Source organism: Streptomyces sp. CNB091 (genome assembly GCF_000377965.1).
In genome coordinates this window covers 36,791-51,436 of record NZ_KB898991.1, presented here as the reverse complement: position 1 = coordinate 51,436, position 14,646 = coordinate 36,791, and the positions used below count along the sequence as shown (strand labels likewise).

The following is a 14,646-nucleotide window of genomic DNA, read 5'->3' as shown; positions in this document are numbered from 1 at the left end:
CCGGCCGGGTCAGACCGACAGTCAAGCCGGCCGACCCTCATCCCCGCTCCCGGAGGGTTCTTCCGTGCCGGCTGGAACGCTGTACCGCGGCCGGGAAGGCATGTGGTCCTGGGTGGCTCATCGAGTCACCGGTGTCCTCATTTTCTTCTTCCTGTTCGTACATGTCCTGGACACCGCTCTCGTCCGCGTCTCCCCCGAGGCCTACGACGAAGTCGTGGCCACGTACAAGACGCCGATCGTCGCGCTCCTCGAATACGGCCTCGTGGCCGCGATTCTCTTCCACGCGCTGAACGGTCTCCGGATCATCGCCGTGGACTTCTGGGCCAAGGGCCCGCGACTCCAGAAGCAGATGCTCTGGACCGTGATGGGCATCTGGATCGTGCTGATGGTCGGGGCCCTGTACCCCGTCCTCGGTCACGCCGTACGCGACGTCTTCGGGAGCTGAGGCCCATGTCCAGCGAGACTTCTTCCGCAGCCGCGATCGGCGACGTCGAAGGCGTGAGCCTGTTCGACGTCGACCACCCGGCCCCGGTGATCGAGCCCCCGCGCAAGCGCACGGGCAAGACGCCCAAGGGATCGCGCACCAACTTCGAGATGTACGCCTGGCTCTTCATGCGCCTGTCGGGCATCCTCCTGACCGTCCTCGTCATCGGCCACCTGCTGATCCAGCTGGTGCTCGACGGCGGCGTCTCCAAGATCGGCTTCGCCTTCGTGGCGGGCCGCTGGGCCTCGCCGTTCTGGCAGGCCTGGGACCTCATCATGCTGTGGCTCGCCATGCTCCACGGCGGCAACGGCCTCCGTACGGTCATCAACGACTACGCCGAACGGGACAACACCCGCTTCTGGCTGAAGATGCTCCTGTACACCGCCACGGTGTTCACCGTCCTGCTGGGCACGCTGGTGATCTTCACCTTCGACCCGAACATCCGCTAGGCGCCGGGACAGAGGGACCAGAGGAAAACCATGCAGATCCACAAGTACGACACCGTCATCGTCGGCGCCGGCGGCGCCGGCATGCGCGCGGCCATCGAGTCGACCAAGCGCAGCCGTACCGCCGTGCTGACGAAGCTCTACCCCACCCGCTCCCACACGGGCGCGGCGCAGGGCGGCATGGCCGCCGCGCTCGCCAACGTGGAGGAGGACAACTGGGAGTGGCACACCTTCGACACGGTCAAGGGCGGTGACTACCTGGTCGACCAGGACGCCGCCGAGATCCTGGCGAAGGAGGCCATCGACGCCGTCCTCGACCTGGAGAAGATGGGCCTGCCGTTCAACCGGACGCCCGAGGGCCGCATCGACCAGCGCCGCTTCGGCGGTCACACCCGCAGCCACGGCGAGGCCCCGGTCCGCCGGTCCTGCTACGCCGCGGACCGCACGGGTCACATGATCCTCCAGACGCTGTACCAGAACTGCGTCAAGGAGGGCGTGGAGTTCTTCAACGAGTTCTACGTCCTGGACCAGCTGATCACCGAGGTCGACGGGGTCAAGAAGTCCTCCGGCGTCGTCGCGTACGAGCTGGCGACCGGCGAGATCCACGTCTTCCAGGCGAAGTCGGTCATCTACGCCTCCGGCGGCACCGGCAAGTTCTTCAAGGTGACGTCGAACGCCCACACCCTGACCGGTGACGGCCAGGCCGCCTGCTACCGGCGCGGCCTGCCGCTGGAGGACATGGAGTTCTTCCAGTTCCACCCGACGGGCATCTGGCGCATGGGCATCCTGCTGACGGAGGGCGCCCGCGGTGAGGGCGGCATCCTCCGCAACAAGGACGGCGAGCGCTTCATGGAGAAGTACGCGCCGGTCATGAAGGACCTCGCGTCCCGTGACGTCGTCTCGCGCTCCATCTACACGGAGATCCGGGAGGGCCGCGGCTGCGGTCCGGCCGGCGACCACGTGTACCTGGACCTGACGCACCTGCCGCCGGAGCAGCTGGACGCCAAGCTCCCGGACATCACCGAGTTCGCGCGGACGTACCTCGGCATCGAGCCCTACACGGACCCGATCCCGATCCAGCCGACCGCGCACTACGCCATGGGCGGCATCCCGACCAACGTCGAGGGCGAGGTGCTGGCCGACAACACCACCGTCGTCCCGGGCCTGTACGCCGCCGGCGAGGTCGCCTGTGTCTCGGTGCACGGCGCCAACCGCCTGGGCACCAACTCGCTGCTCGACATCAACGTCTTCGGCAAGCGCTCGGGCATCGCCGCCGCCGAGTACGCGACCAAGACCGACTTCGTCGAGCTGCCCGAGAACCCCGCCCAGCTGGTCGCCGACCAGGTCGAGCGGCTGCGCAACTCCACCGGTACCGAGCGCGTCGCGACCCTGCGCCTGGAGCTCCAGGAGTGCATGGACGCCAATGTGATGGTGTTCCGCACCGAGCAGACGATCAAGACGGCGGTCGACAAGATCGCCGAGCTGCGCGAGCGGTACCTCAACGTGTCCATCCAGGACAAGGGCAAGCGGTTCAACACCGACCTGCTGGAGGCCATCGAGCTGGGCAACCTGCTCGACCTGGCCGAGGTCATGGCGGTCTCCGCGCTCGCCCGCAAGGAGTCCCGCGGCGGTCACTACCGCGAGGACTACCCGAACCGCGACGACGTCAACTTCATGCGCCACACCATGGCGTACCGCGAGGTGGCCGCCGACGGCGCTGAGTCGATCCGGCTCGACTACAAGCCGGTCGTGACGACCCGCTACCAGCCGATGGAGCGTAAGTACTGATGGCTACCCCGACCCTGGACAAGACCGACGGGACCGCGAAGCCCGAGGCCGGCTTCGCCGACTCCCCGTTCATCACCGCCACGTTCCGGATCCGCCGCTTCAACCCGGAGGTCTCCGACGAGGTCCAGTGGCAGGACTTCCAGATCGAGATCGACCCGAAGGAGCGTGTCCTCGACGCCCTTCACAAGATCAAGTGGGAGCTCGACGGAACCCTGACGTTCCGCCGTTCCTGCGCGCACGGCATCTGCGGCTCCGACGCGATGCGGATCAACGGCAAGAACAGGCTCGCCTGCAAGACGCTGATCAAGGACATCAACCCGGAGAAGCCGATCACGGTCGAGGCCATCAAGGGCCTCACGGTCCTCAAGGACCTCGTGGTCGACATGGACCCGTTCTTCCAGGCGTTCCGCGACGTCATGCCCTTCCTCGTCACCAAGGGGAACGAGCCGACCCGCGAGCGGCTGCAGTCCGCCGAGGACCGCGAGCGGTTCGACGACACCACCAAGTGCATCCTGTGCGCCGCGTGCACGTCCTCGTGCCCGGTGTTCTGGAACGACGGCCAGTACTTCGGCCCGGCGGCGATCGTCGCCGCGCACCGCTTCATCTTCGACTCGCGCGACGAGGCCGGCGAGCAGCGGCTGGAGATCCTCAACGACCGTGACGGCGTGTGGCGTTGCCGCACCACGTTCAACTGCACGGACGCCTGCCCGCGTGGCATCGAGGTCACCAAGGCGATCCAGGAGGTGAAGCGCGCGCTCATCACGCGTCGCTTCTGACCCGCTCGTAGCACCTGTTACGTCGACAGGCCCCGCCCCCGCAGCCTTCTGCCGGGGGCGGGGCCTGTTGCTGCGCCGGGGCCGCGCGGGGCGGTACGGTTCAGCGGAGCTGATGACCGAAAGAGAACGGGGATCGTCGTGAGCGAGCCGAATCCGTACGCGGACGACGCGTACAAGTGGGGCCCGCCCCAGCAGCCGGGCCACCAGCCGACGGTGGCCGACGGCCCGGGGTACGGCCCTCCGGCGCCGGGCGCCCCGCCCGCGTACGGCTATCCGCAGCCGCTGCCGGAGTCCGCGACCCAACACGGCCCCGGTTACGGGTACCCCAACGCGGCGCAGCCGACGATGCCCGGCCAGTACTTCCCGGTGCCCCAGGGACCGCCCGGCCAGGGCGGGGTCCCGATGCTGTCGATCGGCGACATCACCGTGATGAGCGACGCGGTCGTCACCCCGTCCGGGACGATGCCGCTCAAGGGCGCCGTCTGGACGGCCACGGACATGTCGCGCACGGAGGAGAAGATCCCGACGCACGCGGTCGTGCTGGCGATCGTCTTCGCGCTGTTCTGCCTGATCGGTCTGCTGTTCCTGCTGATGAAGGAGAAGCGGACCACCGGCTTCATCCAGGTCACGGTCACCAGCGGCGGCCGGCACCACGCGACGATGATCCCGGCCATGGGCCCGCACACCTTCCCCGCGGTGATGGGCCAGCTCAACCAGGCCCGCTCCATGAGCGCCTGAGTCACGGGGCCCGCGCGTGGCGCGCTTCGAGCACACGGTCTCCGTCGCCGCCCTGGACCGCGGCTGGTTCGAGGAGGCCGCCGGAACGCTGCTGGACCTCCTGGACGCCTCCCGGGAGGGTGAGGGCGGGGCCGTTCTGCTGGCCGACGGGCGGCCCGTGGACGGCCTCCGGCTGCTGAAGGGGCGTCACCTGCGGCCGGGGGCCCGGTACGGGAGCACGCCGGAGCCCGTCGGGGCGGGTGACGAAGCCCCGGGGTCCGTCCCGGTGTCGGAGGCGACCGTCCTGCGCGCGTGGCGGCCCTCGCGTTCCATCGAGGTGGAGCACGTCCTGGAGGAGGCCTCCTTCTCCGTCCGGACGAAGATACTGTTGCGCGAACCGCTGACGCCCGGGGCCCTGGAGCTCTCCCTGTCCGGCCACAACCCCGAGGGCGGTTCGCTGTACCGCTTCTCCGGACGCGGCAAGGCCGATCCGGCCGCGTGGTGGGCGGCGGTGGACCGGCCCTCCTCCGCACCTCCGGCCGCCCGGCCCCCGGTGTCCGGCCGGGCGGTGCACCGGCTGGGCAAGGCCCGGCTGACCATCACCCCGCGCCCGGCCGAGGACGGTTCCTGGCAGGTCTCCGTGGTGCTGGCCGCCCGCGGGCGATGGCTGCTGCGGCCGGTCGGCGCGGTGGCGCTGTTCTTCGCCCGAGGCCCGGTGACGCGGGGCTTCCGCGAGGCGGTGGACCGTGCGGCCGAGGAGTGGAACACGGCGCTCGCGGAGCTGACGCCGCTGCACGGCGAGGCGTTGCGCGCGGAGATCGCCGAGGCGCTGACGGAGCCGCCGGAGCCGCCCGACCCCGACCTCTCTGGTCCCACCCGATTCGCCCGGCCCGCCTGATCCCACTGATCTGCCTCATCCCGGCTGTTCCCACTGATCTGCCTCATCCCGGCTGATGCCACTGATCCGCCTGATCCCGGCTGATGCCACCCCCTGACCCCTTCTTGAACATGTTCAGGAAGGGGTCTACAGTCACGCCCACAAGCATTTTTGAACGCGTTCAAGGGAGGGTGGGGCATGGACCTCACTGTTGTCGCGTACGTCATCTATCTGCTGATCACCGTGGCGCTCACCGTCTGGGTCGCGCGCACGCTCAGCCGCAACGGACGGATCTTCCTCGCCGACGTGCTGCACGGGAACGAGAAGCTCGCCGACGCCGTCAACCACCTGTTGGTGGTCGGCTTCTACCTGGTCAACCTCGGGTTCGTCACGCTCTACCTGAGATACGCCGGCGGGGTGGCCAACGCCCGTGAGCTGTTCGAGGCCCTCTCGGTGAAGGTGGGCGTGGTGCTGCTGGTGCTCGGCGTCATGCACCTGGGCAATGTCTGGGTGCTCAGCCGCATCCGCCGCCGCAGCGCCCTGGAGCGCGAGCAGACCCCGCCCGTACCGCCGGGGACCTGGACGCCGCCGGCCACCCAGGGACCGTGGGCCGCTCCCGCACCAGGGCGGTGAGCCCGGTGACCGAGGCCGCGCCCGCGGCGCCGGCGGGGCCCGCCTCGTACACCGCCGCCCGGCCCGCGCCCGTACGCCGGCTCACCGTGCTCTACGACGCGCGGTGCCCGCTCTGCGTCCACCTGCGGCACTGGCTCCAGCGGCAGCGGCAGCTCGTCCCGCTGGACCTCGTACCGGCCGGATCGGCCGAGGCGCGGCGGCGGTTCCCGGAGCTGGACCACGCCGCGACCCTGGCGGAGATCACCGTCGTCGGCGACCTGGGACAGGTCTACCGGGAGACCTCCGCCTGGATCGTCTGCCTCTGGGCGCTGGCCAAGTACCGCTCCCGGGCCCACTGGCTGACCACCCCGGCGGGGCGGCCCTTCGCCCGGGGCACCGTCCTGGCCGCCGCCCGCTACCGCTCCCTGGCCCTCCCGCCCTGCGCCCCCGGGGTCCGCGAGTGCGCCGCCCCGCCCGGAGGACCCGGGGGTCCCCGATAACCTTGGGCCCGTGGTGAAGGAAGAGAAGAACGTGCAGGAGACCAAACCGGCCAAGGCCGCGAAGAGCGAGCAGACCCGCACGCTGATTCTCGAAACGGCGCTCCGGCTCTTCGCGGAGCGCGGCTACGACCGGACGACCATGCGGGCCATCGCCCAGGAGGCGGGCGTCTCGGTCGGGAACGCCTATTACTACTTCTCCTCCAAGGAGCATCTGGTCCAGGGCTTCTACGACCGGATCGCCGGCGAACACGCGGCGGCGGTCCGGCCCGTGCTGGAGGGCGACCGGGATCTGACCGTACGCATCAGGGGCGTCCTGCTCGGCTGGCTGGACGTGGCGGAGCCGTACCACCGCTTCGCCGCCCAGTTCTTCAAGAACGCCGCCGATCCGGACAGCCCGCTCTCCCCGTTCTCCGAGGACTCGGTGGCCGCCCGCGACGCGGCGATCTCCATCCACGAGCGCTGCATCGCCGGAGCGGACGTCAAGAGCGACCCGGAACTGGCGCCACTGCTGCCGCAGTTGATGTGGCTGATGCAGATGGGGCTGGTGCTGTTCTGGGTGTACGACCGCAGCGAGGGCGCCGAGCGCAGCCGCCGGCTGGTCGAGCGGACCGCGCCGATCGCCGCCCGGGCGATCTCGCTCTCCCGGTTCCGGGTGCTGCGACCCCTGGTACGGCAGATCCACGGTCTGCTGGTGGAGTTCCTGCCGGGCACGGAGACGGCCGGACCCCAGGGGCGAGACGCCCCCGGGGCCCGGCCGGCCGGCTGACCCGTGCGGATCAGATCCAGCTGAGTTCCCACAGGCGCCAGGTGCCGGTGCCGTCGGAGAGGTACTGGGAGCCGGCGACCTCGGAGTTGGCGACGACGTAGTCCTTCTTCTGCCACAGCGGCAGCAGGGGGACGTCCTCGCCGACCAGCGACTGCATCTCCTTGAAGTCGCTGGAGGTCCGGCTGCGGTCGCTGAACTGCTGCGTGGCGGCGATCAGCTGGTCCATCTTCTTGCTGGAGTAGCCGCTGTGCAGGACGTTCCCGGTGCCGACGAGCGGCTGGCTGAAGGTGTCGGGGTCCGGGAAGTCGGGGAACCAGCCGACGGTGTACATCTCGTACTTTCCGGCCGCGTACCCCTTCTGGTACTTCGTCCACTCCACGGCCTCGACCGTGACGTCGAACAGCCCGTCCTTCTCCATCTGACGGCGCAGCTCGGCGGTCTCCTTGGTGTACATGTCGCCCTCGCGGTAGGCGAAGTGGACGGGGACCGGCGTCTCCACTCCGGCCTCCTCCAGCAGTTGCGCCGCGCGCTTGGGGTCGGAGGAGGGGTAGGCGTCGAAGAAGGGGGTGCTGTGGCCGATGTAGCCGGTGGGGATCAGCGAGTACAGCGGGTCGACCGTGCCCTGGTAGACCTTCCGGACCAGGGGGCCCCGGTCGAGGAGCGTGGCGACGGCCTGGCGGACCTTCTTGTCCGCGAACGGCGATCCCTCGCGCTGGTTGAAGATGATGTTGCGGATCTCGGCGCTGGCGGCCTCGGTGACCCGCACGTCCGGGTCGTTCACGTTCAGTTCGGCGAGCGTCTCGGACGGCAGCTGACGGTGGGCGATGTCCACATCGCCGCTGTCCCAGGACGTCTGCAGTTCCTCGGAGGTCTTGAAGTAGCGGATGGTCACCGCCTCGCCGGTCTTCTTGAGCGCGCCCTTGTACTTCAGGTTCGGCACCAGCTCGGCGCTCTTCCCCGACTCGTACGACTTCAGGACGTACGGTCCGGAACCGTCGACCTGGTTGCCCTTGCGGAGCTTGTCCTTCGGGTACTCGGTCGGGTCGACGATCGCGGCGGCGCCGGTGGCGATCTTCTGCGGGAAGGTCGCGTCCTTGCCGGACAGGTTGAACGTGATCGTGCGACCCTCGGTCGTCACCGTGTCGAGCGTGGGGAAGAGACCCGCGGGGCCGACGTCCGACTTGATCGTGAAGATCCGGTCGAAGGAGTGCTTGACGTCCTCGGCGGTGATCTTGCGGCCGTTGGAGAAGGTCAGGTCGTCACGGAGCTTGCACTGGTACGTCTGGAGCTTCTGCCCGACGAATCCGCAGCTCTCGGCGGCGTCCGGTTCCGGCGTGACCGCACCGGGCTTGAAGGTCATCAGCGACTGGTAGATGTTGCTGTAGATCGCCCAGGAACCCGCGTCGTACGCACCGGCCGGGTCGAGGGAGGTGACGACGTCCGACGTCCCGACAGTGATCGCGTCGGTCTTCGCCTCCCCCGACGGGAGCAGTTGCCAGGCACCGACGCCCGCTATCACCAATACCGCGAGAATCGCGAGAATCCGTACCCGGACCGACCGCATTGCCGTGCTCTCCCTTACCAGCCCCACCTCGGCGGTCGCGTTTGTGACGCGCACATCGCCGCATGTTCGCGCTTACCCAATCACACGATTTTCACATCTGGAAGAGTAAATGGGGCGCTCACAGCCTTTTATTGGACACGCGCCCGAACCTCTGTCCGAAAAGGCTGTTTCGCGCTTCCTACCTGCGGGTTTCCGTAGCTGACGGTGACTCTGCGGTGTGGATTTCATGACGAGGCGCCCAGGGCTCCCGGAACGTCGCACCCGCAACGGAGGCGGACGCGCCCTACGACTACGCCTGACGGGAGGCCAGCTCCACGACGGTGATGTCGGAGGGGGCGCCCACCCGGACCGGCGGGCCCCAGGCGCCCGCACCGCGCGAGACGAAGAGCTGGGTGTCGCCGTAGCGTTCGAGTCCGGCGACGGTGGGGTTGGCCAGCTCGGCGAGGAGGTTGCCGGGCCAGAGCTGTCCGCCGTGGGTGTGGCCGGAGAGCTGGAGGTCGACGCCGTGCTCGACGGCGTCGTGGATGACGACGGGCTGGTGGGCGAGGAGGACGGCGGCCCGGCCGCGGTCCCGGTCGCCCAGTGCGCGGCCGAAGTCGGGCCCCTGCCCCTCGATCTCGCCCGCGATGTCGTTGACGCCGGCGAGGTCGAAACCCTCGATCTCGACCCGGGCGTTCTCCAGCGGGATCAGGCCCAGTTCGCGGACGTGGTCGACCCACTGCTCGGCGCCGGAGAAGTACTCGTGGTTGCCGGTGACGAAGAAGCTGCCGTGCCGGGCGCGCAGGGCGGCCAGCGGTTCGGCGGCGGAGCCCAGGTCCGCGACGGACCCGTCGACGAGGTCGCCGACGACGGCGACCAGGTCGGGCGAGGTCGCGTTGATCGTGTCGACGATCCGGCGGGTGTGGGCGCGGCCGAGGATCGGCCCGATGTGGATGTCGCTGACCACGGCGATCCGGAAGCCGTGGGCGGAGCGGGGCAGTTTGGCCAGCGGGACGGTGATCCGCCGGACGCTGGGCCCGCGCAGCACGCCGTACGTGCCGTACCCGACGGTGGCGAGTCCGGCGGCGGCGGCCGCGCCGCCGACCACCCGGGAGACGAAGAGCCGCCGGGAGGAGCCGGGAGCAAGGACGGGAGAGGTGGCGCCCTGGGCTTCCGCGGAGGGTTCCGCTTCCGGTTCCGCCACGGGCTCCGGGGCCGTACGCGCGACGGCTTCCGAGCCGTTGGGGGCACCACCCGACCGGGACGGCACCAGCTCTTCGGCACGAGGACGGGTCTCGCCCGGGACGTCGACGAGGACGCCGGAAGCCGTTCCGCTTTCCGCCGCGCCCGCCCCTGCGTCACGCCGGGCGAGGAGCCGCCGGAGAAGGGGGCGTACCGCCTCGCCCACGAGCAGCGCCAGCGTCAGGTAGAGCAGACAGGCCAGCCAGAGGAAGCCCGGCCAGGCCAGCACCTGCTGGAGCCAGAAGGGGGCTCCCACCCGGCCGGACGTCATGGCGCCGACGGTCAGCAGGGGCAGGACGAAGGCCGCGACGGTGCCCGCCCGGCGCAGCGGGCTGCCCGGCGCGGTCGTGTCACCGACGAAGCGGCGCCACAGATACCGGTGCACGGCGCCGAGCAGCGCCAGCACGAAGAGCCCCACCAGAGCGAAGACCACTGCTGCCATCCGAGCTTCCCCACGTTCCCGTCGTCATGCGCGGTCGTCCGTCATGCGCGGTCGTCGCGCAAAGCCCTCACTCCGCGCAACCCGATCACGCCGACCGCCGTCCCCAGAGACAAGGACGTGATGGCGAGCAGCAGGTGCACCCAGAAGTACCCGGTCGGCTCGCCCGCGTCGTCGAAGGCGAGCCCGCTGCCGTCCTGCCACAGGTTCTTGAGAGACCCTGCCGCAGGCTCGTGGCAGGCCCGTTCGATACTGGCAGGCACGGCCACCCCACTCCGAAGGACACCTCATGAAGCTCAGCCGCCGCGTCTCCTGGTTCCTGCTCACGTTCGGCGTCTGGTCTTGGGTGATCTGGGTGACCTTCGCGAAGAACCTCTGGAAGGACGGGAGCGGTCTCGCCTTCGACGACGCGGGAAACCCGACCGCGTACTTCTGGGTCCACCTCGCCCTCGCTGTCACGTCGTTCATTCTAGGGACGGCCGTCGGAGTGATCGGCTTCCGGGGTGTCCGAGCGAGCAAGAAGTAAGGCCCCGCCGATGCGCCACGGGGGGAGACGCACAGGCGGGGCGGGCTTGCGGGTCAGCCGGTGAGGGGAACGGGCTGACCGGGATTGTCCAGCCACGCGGACTCTCCCGTGGTGGTCACGGTCAGACCGAACCGCTCGGGTCCGGGACGTCCGTGCAGCAGCCACCACGTGTACGCGGCTTCCGCTTCGTTCCAGAGCCGCCGTGGTCCGTGCTGCCACACCGTGTACTGGTCGTCCGACTTTTCGTCCCAGTCCTCGGCTGACCACGAGGTGGCGTCCGTCGTGGCGAGCCACAGTCGGGATGCCACGCCTTCTACGTCGGGCTTGTCGTGCCATGTCCACCACACGTCACGGAGCTGTAGCCCCATGGCGAACTGCGCGGCGTGATCGTCACCAGCTACCCGCCACGGCGGCAGGGTGGTGGTCGACTCGTCGGGCTGGTGGTCGTCGCGCACGACGTCCCGGAAGATCCGTAGGTCGGCCCGCTGGTTCCGCATGAGCATGAACGCGGAGTGCGGCGAGAATCGGCCCGACGCGCCTCCGGGCTCATCCACGGTCAGGTGAAGCAGCCCGTAGCAGAGCCAGGGCGAATCCCACGGCGTGAGGATGACACCCCCGGGCTTCACCTGTTCGAGCCATGGGCGGGGGACGGAGCGCACGGAGCACGTGGCAACGAGTCGGTCGTACGGGGCGTGGTCCGCGTACCCCTCGGCCCCGTCTCCGGTCACCACGTGTGCGGTGATTCCCTCCTTCCGCAGCCGGTCCCGGGCTTCGGACGCCAACGCGGGGTCCACTTCGACGCTCGTCACGTTCTTCGGGCCGGCGACGTAGGCCAAGAGACCCGCGTTTTACCCGGTTCCGGTACCGATCTCCAGGACCCTGTATTCCGGGGCCACATCGAGCATGTGCAGCATCCGGAACACGATGGACGGAGCCGAAGCGGACGACGACGCCCACCGCTCCCCGTCCTTGGGGTCCTCGCCGTCGTTGATCTGCGTCACCACGGAGTCGTTGGCATAGACCATGCGGAGCCAAGTTTCCGGGGCGTTGGCGCGGTCGCACGGCTTCAGCTCGTCGCCCAGGTAGACACGTTCGGGAACGAACGCGGATCGGGGAACGGCCCATGCCGCGCGCTCCCACTCGGGGCGCATCGGCGCGTCTGTGTCGGCTTTCACTGCGCCGAGCAAACCGCGGATGGCGATCTGCTCGGACGCTGCGAGATTCGGTGTCGTCACCGGCGCTAGTCCTTCTTGTGCTTCGGCGGGTCCTTCGGCTTGGCCGTGTCGCTCGACGGTTTGGACGTGCCCGGGTCCTTCCCTCCGGAGTGCTGTCCGCTGCCGCCGCTTCCGCCCTTACCCGTTCCCCATCCCATGGTGTTGCTCCTGTCGGTTACGGACTTTCTGCGAAACCCGCCCGATGGTCTTCCGTCCCCACGGAAGTCCCATCGGGCGGCGTGCTGCTCCCGGACGCGAGGGTGTGAGTCGGACAGGCTGCGTCCGGGGCGTTCGGTTCCGAGACCCGGCGGGACGCCGGTCTGATTCGTCGCGTCCGCCCGCTGCCGGGGGTCGGACTCCGCCGAGTCTCGGAAGTCTTGAGGTGCGCGGGGAAATGCGCCGCCGCGTCCCGACGGGACCACTGGTGGCAGGGCCTCACCGGGGGTCGGGGGTCTCAGACGGGCGTCAAAGCGTCCGGCGGGACCGGCCACTCACGGCCCCCGCCCTCGGGCCAGACAAACGCCGTGGGTAGCTTCCTGCGTTCCCCTGGCAGGTCGGCCGGGTCCTCGTAGTCCCGGATCACATCGCGCAGGATGCCGACCCTTCCCGCGTCGTCTCCCACGCGACGGCCGACATCCTTGGAGCTGACCACTACGGGCACTTCGGCGCGTGCCGGTAGACGACGACCGGGGGGCCCGACACACGCCCCAGAGAGCCCCGGCGTACCGGCTCAAGCGTCCTGATCGCCTTCATGCACACCGGGCACGTCTCACCCGCCGGCGCAAAGGTCCCGTACTCGTCATTGCTCGCGTCTGTGTCGATCACTGTGGCCATCGATGCTGTCCCCTCGGTGTCGGCGATGCGTATCGACGCTAGGAGGACGCCCATTCGGGGCTCTACAAAGTTGCATGAGTTTGCACATCAATTCCCACGAGTGATAGCGGTATTGACGCTGTCTCTACTGTTCAGCGAAGCTTGTGCAAGCCCGAGCAAGCACCTAGACCAGGGAGCCAGCCATGGCCGTAGAGTTCGTCGGCATCGACCCGAACACCGATCGGGATCACTGCCCGACGGTGTGGGCGGACGCGGAAGCTCAGGAGATCTTGTTGCAAGGATGGAAGCCGGACGCCAGGACTCAGACCCGGTGCGAGGCGACCAGCCCGGCGAACGGATCGGTCCCTGAGAGCGAGGCCGTCGTGCGGATCCCCGCCCGCATGATTCCGATGATCAGGGAGGCCTGCGATGCCGTCGAGCGCGCCCAGCTTCGCTGAGCTGCTCGGGCGGTGCGAGCGGGTGGCCGTCCACCTGGAGATGCGTGACTCCTACGCGTCTACCGACCGGTTCGACGCATGGAAGCGGGGCGAGCGAATCAACTGGGAAGACCGCGAGTCCTGGTGGCACCCGTACGACCAGTTGATCACGGACACCGTGGCGCGGGGTGTGTCGATCCGGCGGGCCCGCATCGTCTCCGAACCGGTGACGGAGTACATCCACTGGGAGCACTACGTGACACAAGCAAACGTCACGGCGGGGGAGGAAGTCCGATGGCTACCGCGACGACGGGCCACGGACATCCCCCTCCCGGGAAACGACTTCTGGCTCTTCGATGGCGAGCTCCTGCGAGTGCACCACTTCTCAGGGGACGGCGCTGTGGTCGAGGATGAGATCACCTCGGACGCGGAGATCGTGAAACTCTGCTCGTCGGCCTTCGAAGCCGTCTGGGAGCGATCAGTCCCGCACCACCTGTACGCGATCTGACGAAAGCCAGCTTCATGCCCCCGCACCCCTCATCGAGTGTTCAGCAGGCCCGGGAAGAACTGGCGGGCCTGCTGCGCAATCTCCGCAGGGATGCCGGAATCAGCGGGCGGGAGCTGGCCGTCAGGTGCGGCTGGTCGGATGCGAAGGCGTCGCGCATCGGAAACGCCAGGACGCCACCCTCCGACGCCGACATCCGAGCGTGGTGCCGAGCCTGTGATGCCGCCGACCAGGCGCCGGACCTGATTGCGACGAACAGGCAATCCGCGGAGGCCCACATTCAGTGGAGACGGCTCCAGCGCACCGGCCTCCGTCGGGTTCAGGAGTCCACCGAGAGCCTGTACCAGCGAACCCGTCTGTTCCGGGTCTACGTCTCCGACGTGATCCCCGGATTCCTCCAGACGCCCGGGTACGCTACGGCACTTCTGTCTTCCATCGCGGAGTTCCGAGGGGCACCCGACGACGTGACCGATGCCGTCAAGGTCCGCATGAGACGTAATGCGGTGCTGACCAACGGTGCACACCGGTTCTCGTTCGTTCTGGAGGAATCGGTCCTGCGCTATCGGCTGTGTACGGTCGAGACCATGGCTGCGCAGCTAGGCCACCTCTTGGGGGTCATGGATCTCCAGAACGTGGCCGTGGGAATCGTGCCGTTCTCGGCCCAACGGACCGTATGGCCCATGCCGACGTTCACGATGTTCGACGATGCCAGGGTGCACGCGGATACTTTGGACGCCGCATCCACCCTCACACAGCCGAGCCAAGTGGACCTGTATGCGCAGGCATTTGGACGCCTCTCGCAGGGTGCGGTGCGGGGAGGCGCCGCACGTTCTCTCGTGGCCTCTGCCCTGGCTGCCCTTGGGTAGCCCGAGGTCGGCAGCGGGCGCATGACAAAGCCCCCGCACTCGTCGCCCTGGTGTGGCTGACGAGTGCGGGGGGGGCGCGGCATCAGCCGTTCAGT

19 protein-coding genes are annotated in these 14,646 nt (G+C 68.9%); 13 read left to right on the top strand and 6 right to left on the bottom strand.

All coding sequences use genetic code 11. The features are described 5' to 3' along the window. Positions 1-64: 64 nt before the first annotated feature. From sdhC to D581_RS0104130, 9 genes are all read left to right on the top strand, one after another. A complete protein-coding gene (gene sdhC / locus D581_RS0104170) occupies positions 65-445 on the top strand; it encodes a succinate dehydrogenase, cytochrome b556 subunit (protein ID WP_078625614.1) in 381 nt (126 codons plus the stop codon). A 5-nt stretch (positions 446-450) separates the two neighbouring features. Beyond that, positions 451-933, top strand: a complete 483-nt coding sequence (locus D581_RS0104165; protein WP_018955974.1) for a succinate dehydrogenase hydrophobic membrane anchor subunit — start codon at positions 451-453, stop codon at positions 931-933. A gap of 30 nt (positions 934-963) precedes the next feature. Further along, on the top strand, positions 964-2,718 hold the full coding sequence (gene sdhA / locus D581_RS0104160; protein ID WP_018955973.1) for a succinate dehydrogenase flavoprotein subunit: 1,755 nt from the start codon (positions 964-966) through the stop codon (positions 2,716-2,718). Continuing rightward, positions 2,718-3,494, top strand: coding sequence for a succinate dehydrogenase iron-sulfur subunit (locus tag D581_RS0104155; protein WP_018955972.1), 777 nt, complete (start codon positions 2,718-2,720; stop codon positions 3,492-3,494). The genes sdhA and D581_RS0104155 overlap by 1 nt, the downstream gene beginning before the upstream one ends. Before the next feature lie 138 nt (positions 3,495-3,632). Beyond that, complete coding sequence (locus tag D581_RS0104150; RefSeq protein WP_018955971.1) at positions 3,633-4,232, top strand: hypothetical protein; 600 nt, start codon at positions 3,633-3,635, stop codon at positions 4,230-4,232. Between the two features lie 16 nt (positions 4,233-4,248). Then, positions 4,249-5,109: a hypothetical protein gene (locus tag D581_RS0104145; protein ID WP_018955970.1), complete on the top strand. Its 861-nt coding sequence runs from the start codon at positions 4,249-4,251 to the stop codon at positions 5,107-5,109. Positions 5,110-5,286: 177 nt separating this feature from the next. Next, a complete protein-coding gene (locus D581_RS0104140; protein ID WP_018955969.1) occupies positions 5,287-5,721 on the top strand; it encodes a hypothetical protein in 435 nt (144 codons plus the stop codon). Then, positions 5,694-6,200 carry a thiol-disulfide oxidoreductase DCC family protein gene (locus D581_RS01000000136830; RefSeq protein ID WP_018955968.1) on the top strand — a complete coding sequence of 169 codons (507 nt, stop codon included), beginning with the start codon at positions 5,694-5,696 and terminating at the stop codon, positions 6,198-6,200. The genes D581_RS0104140 and D581_RS01000000136830 overlap by 28 nt, the downstream gene beginning before the upstream one ends. 10 nt (positions 6,201-6,210) lie before the next feature. After that, positions 6,211-6,966, top strand: coding sequence for a TetR/AcrR family transcriptional regulator (locus D581_RS0104130; RefSeq protein ID WP_018955967.1), 756 nt, complete (start codon positions 6,211-6,213; stop codon positions 6,964-6,966). 10 nt (positions 6,967-6,976) lie between these two features. Here D581_RS0104130 and D581_RS0104125 read toward each other — a convergent pair whose 3' ends face one another. The 3 genes from D581_RS0104125 to D581_RS01000000136825 all read right to left on the bottom strand — a co-directional run bounded on the left by D581_RS0104125 (position 6,977) and on the right by D581_RS01000000136825 (position 10,453). Next, a complete protein-coding gene (locus tag D581_RS0104125) occupies positions 6,977-8,530 on the bottom strand; it encodes an ABC transporter substrate-binding protein (RefSeq protein ID WP_018955966.1) in 1,554 nt (517 codons plus the stop codon). Positions 8,531-8,819: 289 nt separating this feature from the next. Continuing rightward, positions 8,820-10,184 carry a metallophosphoesterase gene (locus D581_RS0104120; RefSeq protein WP_018955965.1) on the bottom strand — a complete coding sequence of 455 codons (1,365 nt, stop codon included), beginning with the start codon at positions 10,182-10,184 and terminating at the stop codon, positions 8,820-8,822. 50 nt (positions 10,185-10,234) lie between these two features. Next, on the bottom strand, positions 10,235-10,453 hold the full coding sequence (locus tag D581_RS01000000136825) for an SCO4848 family membrane protein (RefSeq protein ID WP_469221618.1): 219 nt from the start codon (positions 10,451-10,453) through the stop codon (positions 10,235-10,237). 26 nt (positions 10,454-10,479) lie between these two features. On the opposite strand from D581_RS01000000136825, the gene D581_RS0104110 reads away from it, so the two are divergent. Continuing rightward, the gene (locus D581_RS0104110) at positions 10,480-10,716 is read left to right on the top strand and encodes an SCO4848 family membrane protein (protein ID WP_018955963.1); all 237 of its coding nucleotides are present in this window, start codon (positions 10,480-10,482) and stop codon (positions 10,714-10,716) included. A 53-nt stretch (positions 10,717-10,769) separates the two neighbouring features. Here the strand turns inward: D581_RS0104110 and D581_RS1000000138495 are convergent, their stop codons facing one another. From D581_RS1000000138495 to D581_RS1000000141915, 3 genes are all read right to left on the bottom strand, one after another. Next, on the bottom strand, positions 10,770-11,552 hold the full coding sequence (locus D581_RS1000000138495; RefSeq protein ID WP_018955962.1) for a hypothetical protein: 783 nt from the start codon (positions 11,550-11,552) through the stop codon (positions 10,770-10,772). Positions 11,553-11,564: 12 nt separating this feature from the next. Further along, a complete protein-coding gene (locus tag D581_RS1000000141920) occupies positions 11,565-11,891 on the bottom strand; it encodes a hypothetical protein (protein WP_486585791.1) in 327 nt (108 codons plus the stop codon). Between the two features lie 65 nt (positions 11,892-11,956). Next, positions 11,957-12,088, bottom strand: a complete 132-nt coding sequence (locus tag D581_RS1000000141915; RefSeq protein WP_018955960.1) for a hypothetical protein — start codon at positions 12,086-12,088, stop codon at positions 11,957-11,959. Between the two features lie 858 nt (positions 12,089-12,946). Between D581_RS1000000141915 and D581_RS0104085 the strand changes: the two genes are divergently transcribed. Genes D581_RS0104085 through D581_RS0104075 form a run of 3 tightly spaced genes read left to right on the top strand, consistent with a single transcriptional unit; the run spans position 12,947 to position 14,551 of the window. Further along, the gene (locus D581_RS0104085; RefSeq protein WP_018955957.1) at positions 12,947-13,201 is read left to right on the top strand and encodes a hypothetical protein; all 255 of its coding nucleotides are present in this window, start codon (positions 12,947-12,949) and stop codon (positions 13,199-13,201) included. After that, positions 13,173-13,688, top strand: a complete 516-nt coding sequence (locus D581_RS0104080; protein WP_018955956.1) for a DUF6879 family protein — start codon at positions 13,173-13,175, stop codon at positions 13,686-13,688. The genes D581_RS0104085 and D581_RS0104080 overlap by 29 nt, the downstream gene beginning before the upstream one ends. A 14-nt stretch (positions 13,689-13,702) precedes the next feature. After that, entirely contained in the window at positions 13,703-14,551 is an 849-nt protein-coding gene (locus D581_RS0104075) for a helix-turn-helix domain-containing protein (protein WP_018955955.1), read from the top strand. Positions 14,552-14,646: the final 95 nt, after the last annotated feature.

Coding starts and splice junctions, on each gene's coding strand:
- D581_RS0104165 (WP_018955974.1), top strand. CDS start 451: ATGTCCAGCGAGACTTCTTCCGCAGCCGCGATCGGCGACGTCGAAGGC.
- sdhA (WP_018955973.1), top strand. CDS start 964: ATGCAGATCCACAAGTACGACACCGTCATCGTCGGCGCCGGCGGCGCC.
- D581_RS0104155 (WP_018955972.1), top strand. CDS start 2,718: ATGGCTACCCCGACCCTGGACAAGACCGACGGGACCGCGAAGCCCGAG.
- D581_RS0104140 (WP_018955969.1), top strand. CDS start 5,287: ATGGACCTCACTGTTGTCGCGTACGTCATCTATCTGCTGATCACCGTG.
- D581_RS0104125 (WP_018955966.1), bottom strand. CDS start 8,530: ATGCGGTCGGTCCGGGTACGGATTCTCGCGATTCTCGCGGTATTGGTG.
- D581_RS0104110 (WP_018955963.1), top strand. CDS start 10,480: ATGAAGCTCAGCCGCCGCGTCTCCTGGTTCCTGCTCACGTTCGGCGTC.
- D581_RS1000000141915 (WP_018955960.1), bottom strand. CDS start 12,088: ATGGGATGGGGAACGGGTAAGGGCGGAAGCGGCGGCAGCGGACAGCAC.
- D581_RS0104085 (WP_018955957.1), top strand. CDS start 12,947: ATGGCCGTAGAGTTCGTCGGCATCGACCCGAACACCGATCGGGATCAC.
- D581_RS0104080 (WP_018955956.1), top strand. CDS start 13,173: ATGCCGTCGAGCGCGCCCAGCTTCGCTGAGCTGCTCGGGCGGTGCGAG.
- D581_RS0104075 (WP_018955955.1), top strand. CDS start 13,703: ATGCCCCCGCACCCCTCATCGAGTGTTCAGCAGGCCCGGGAAGAACTG.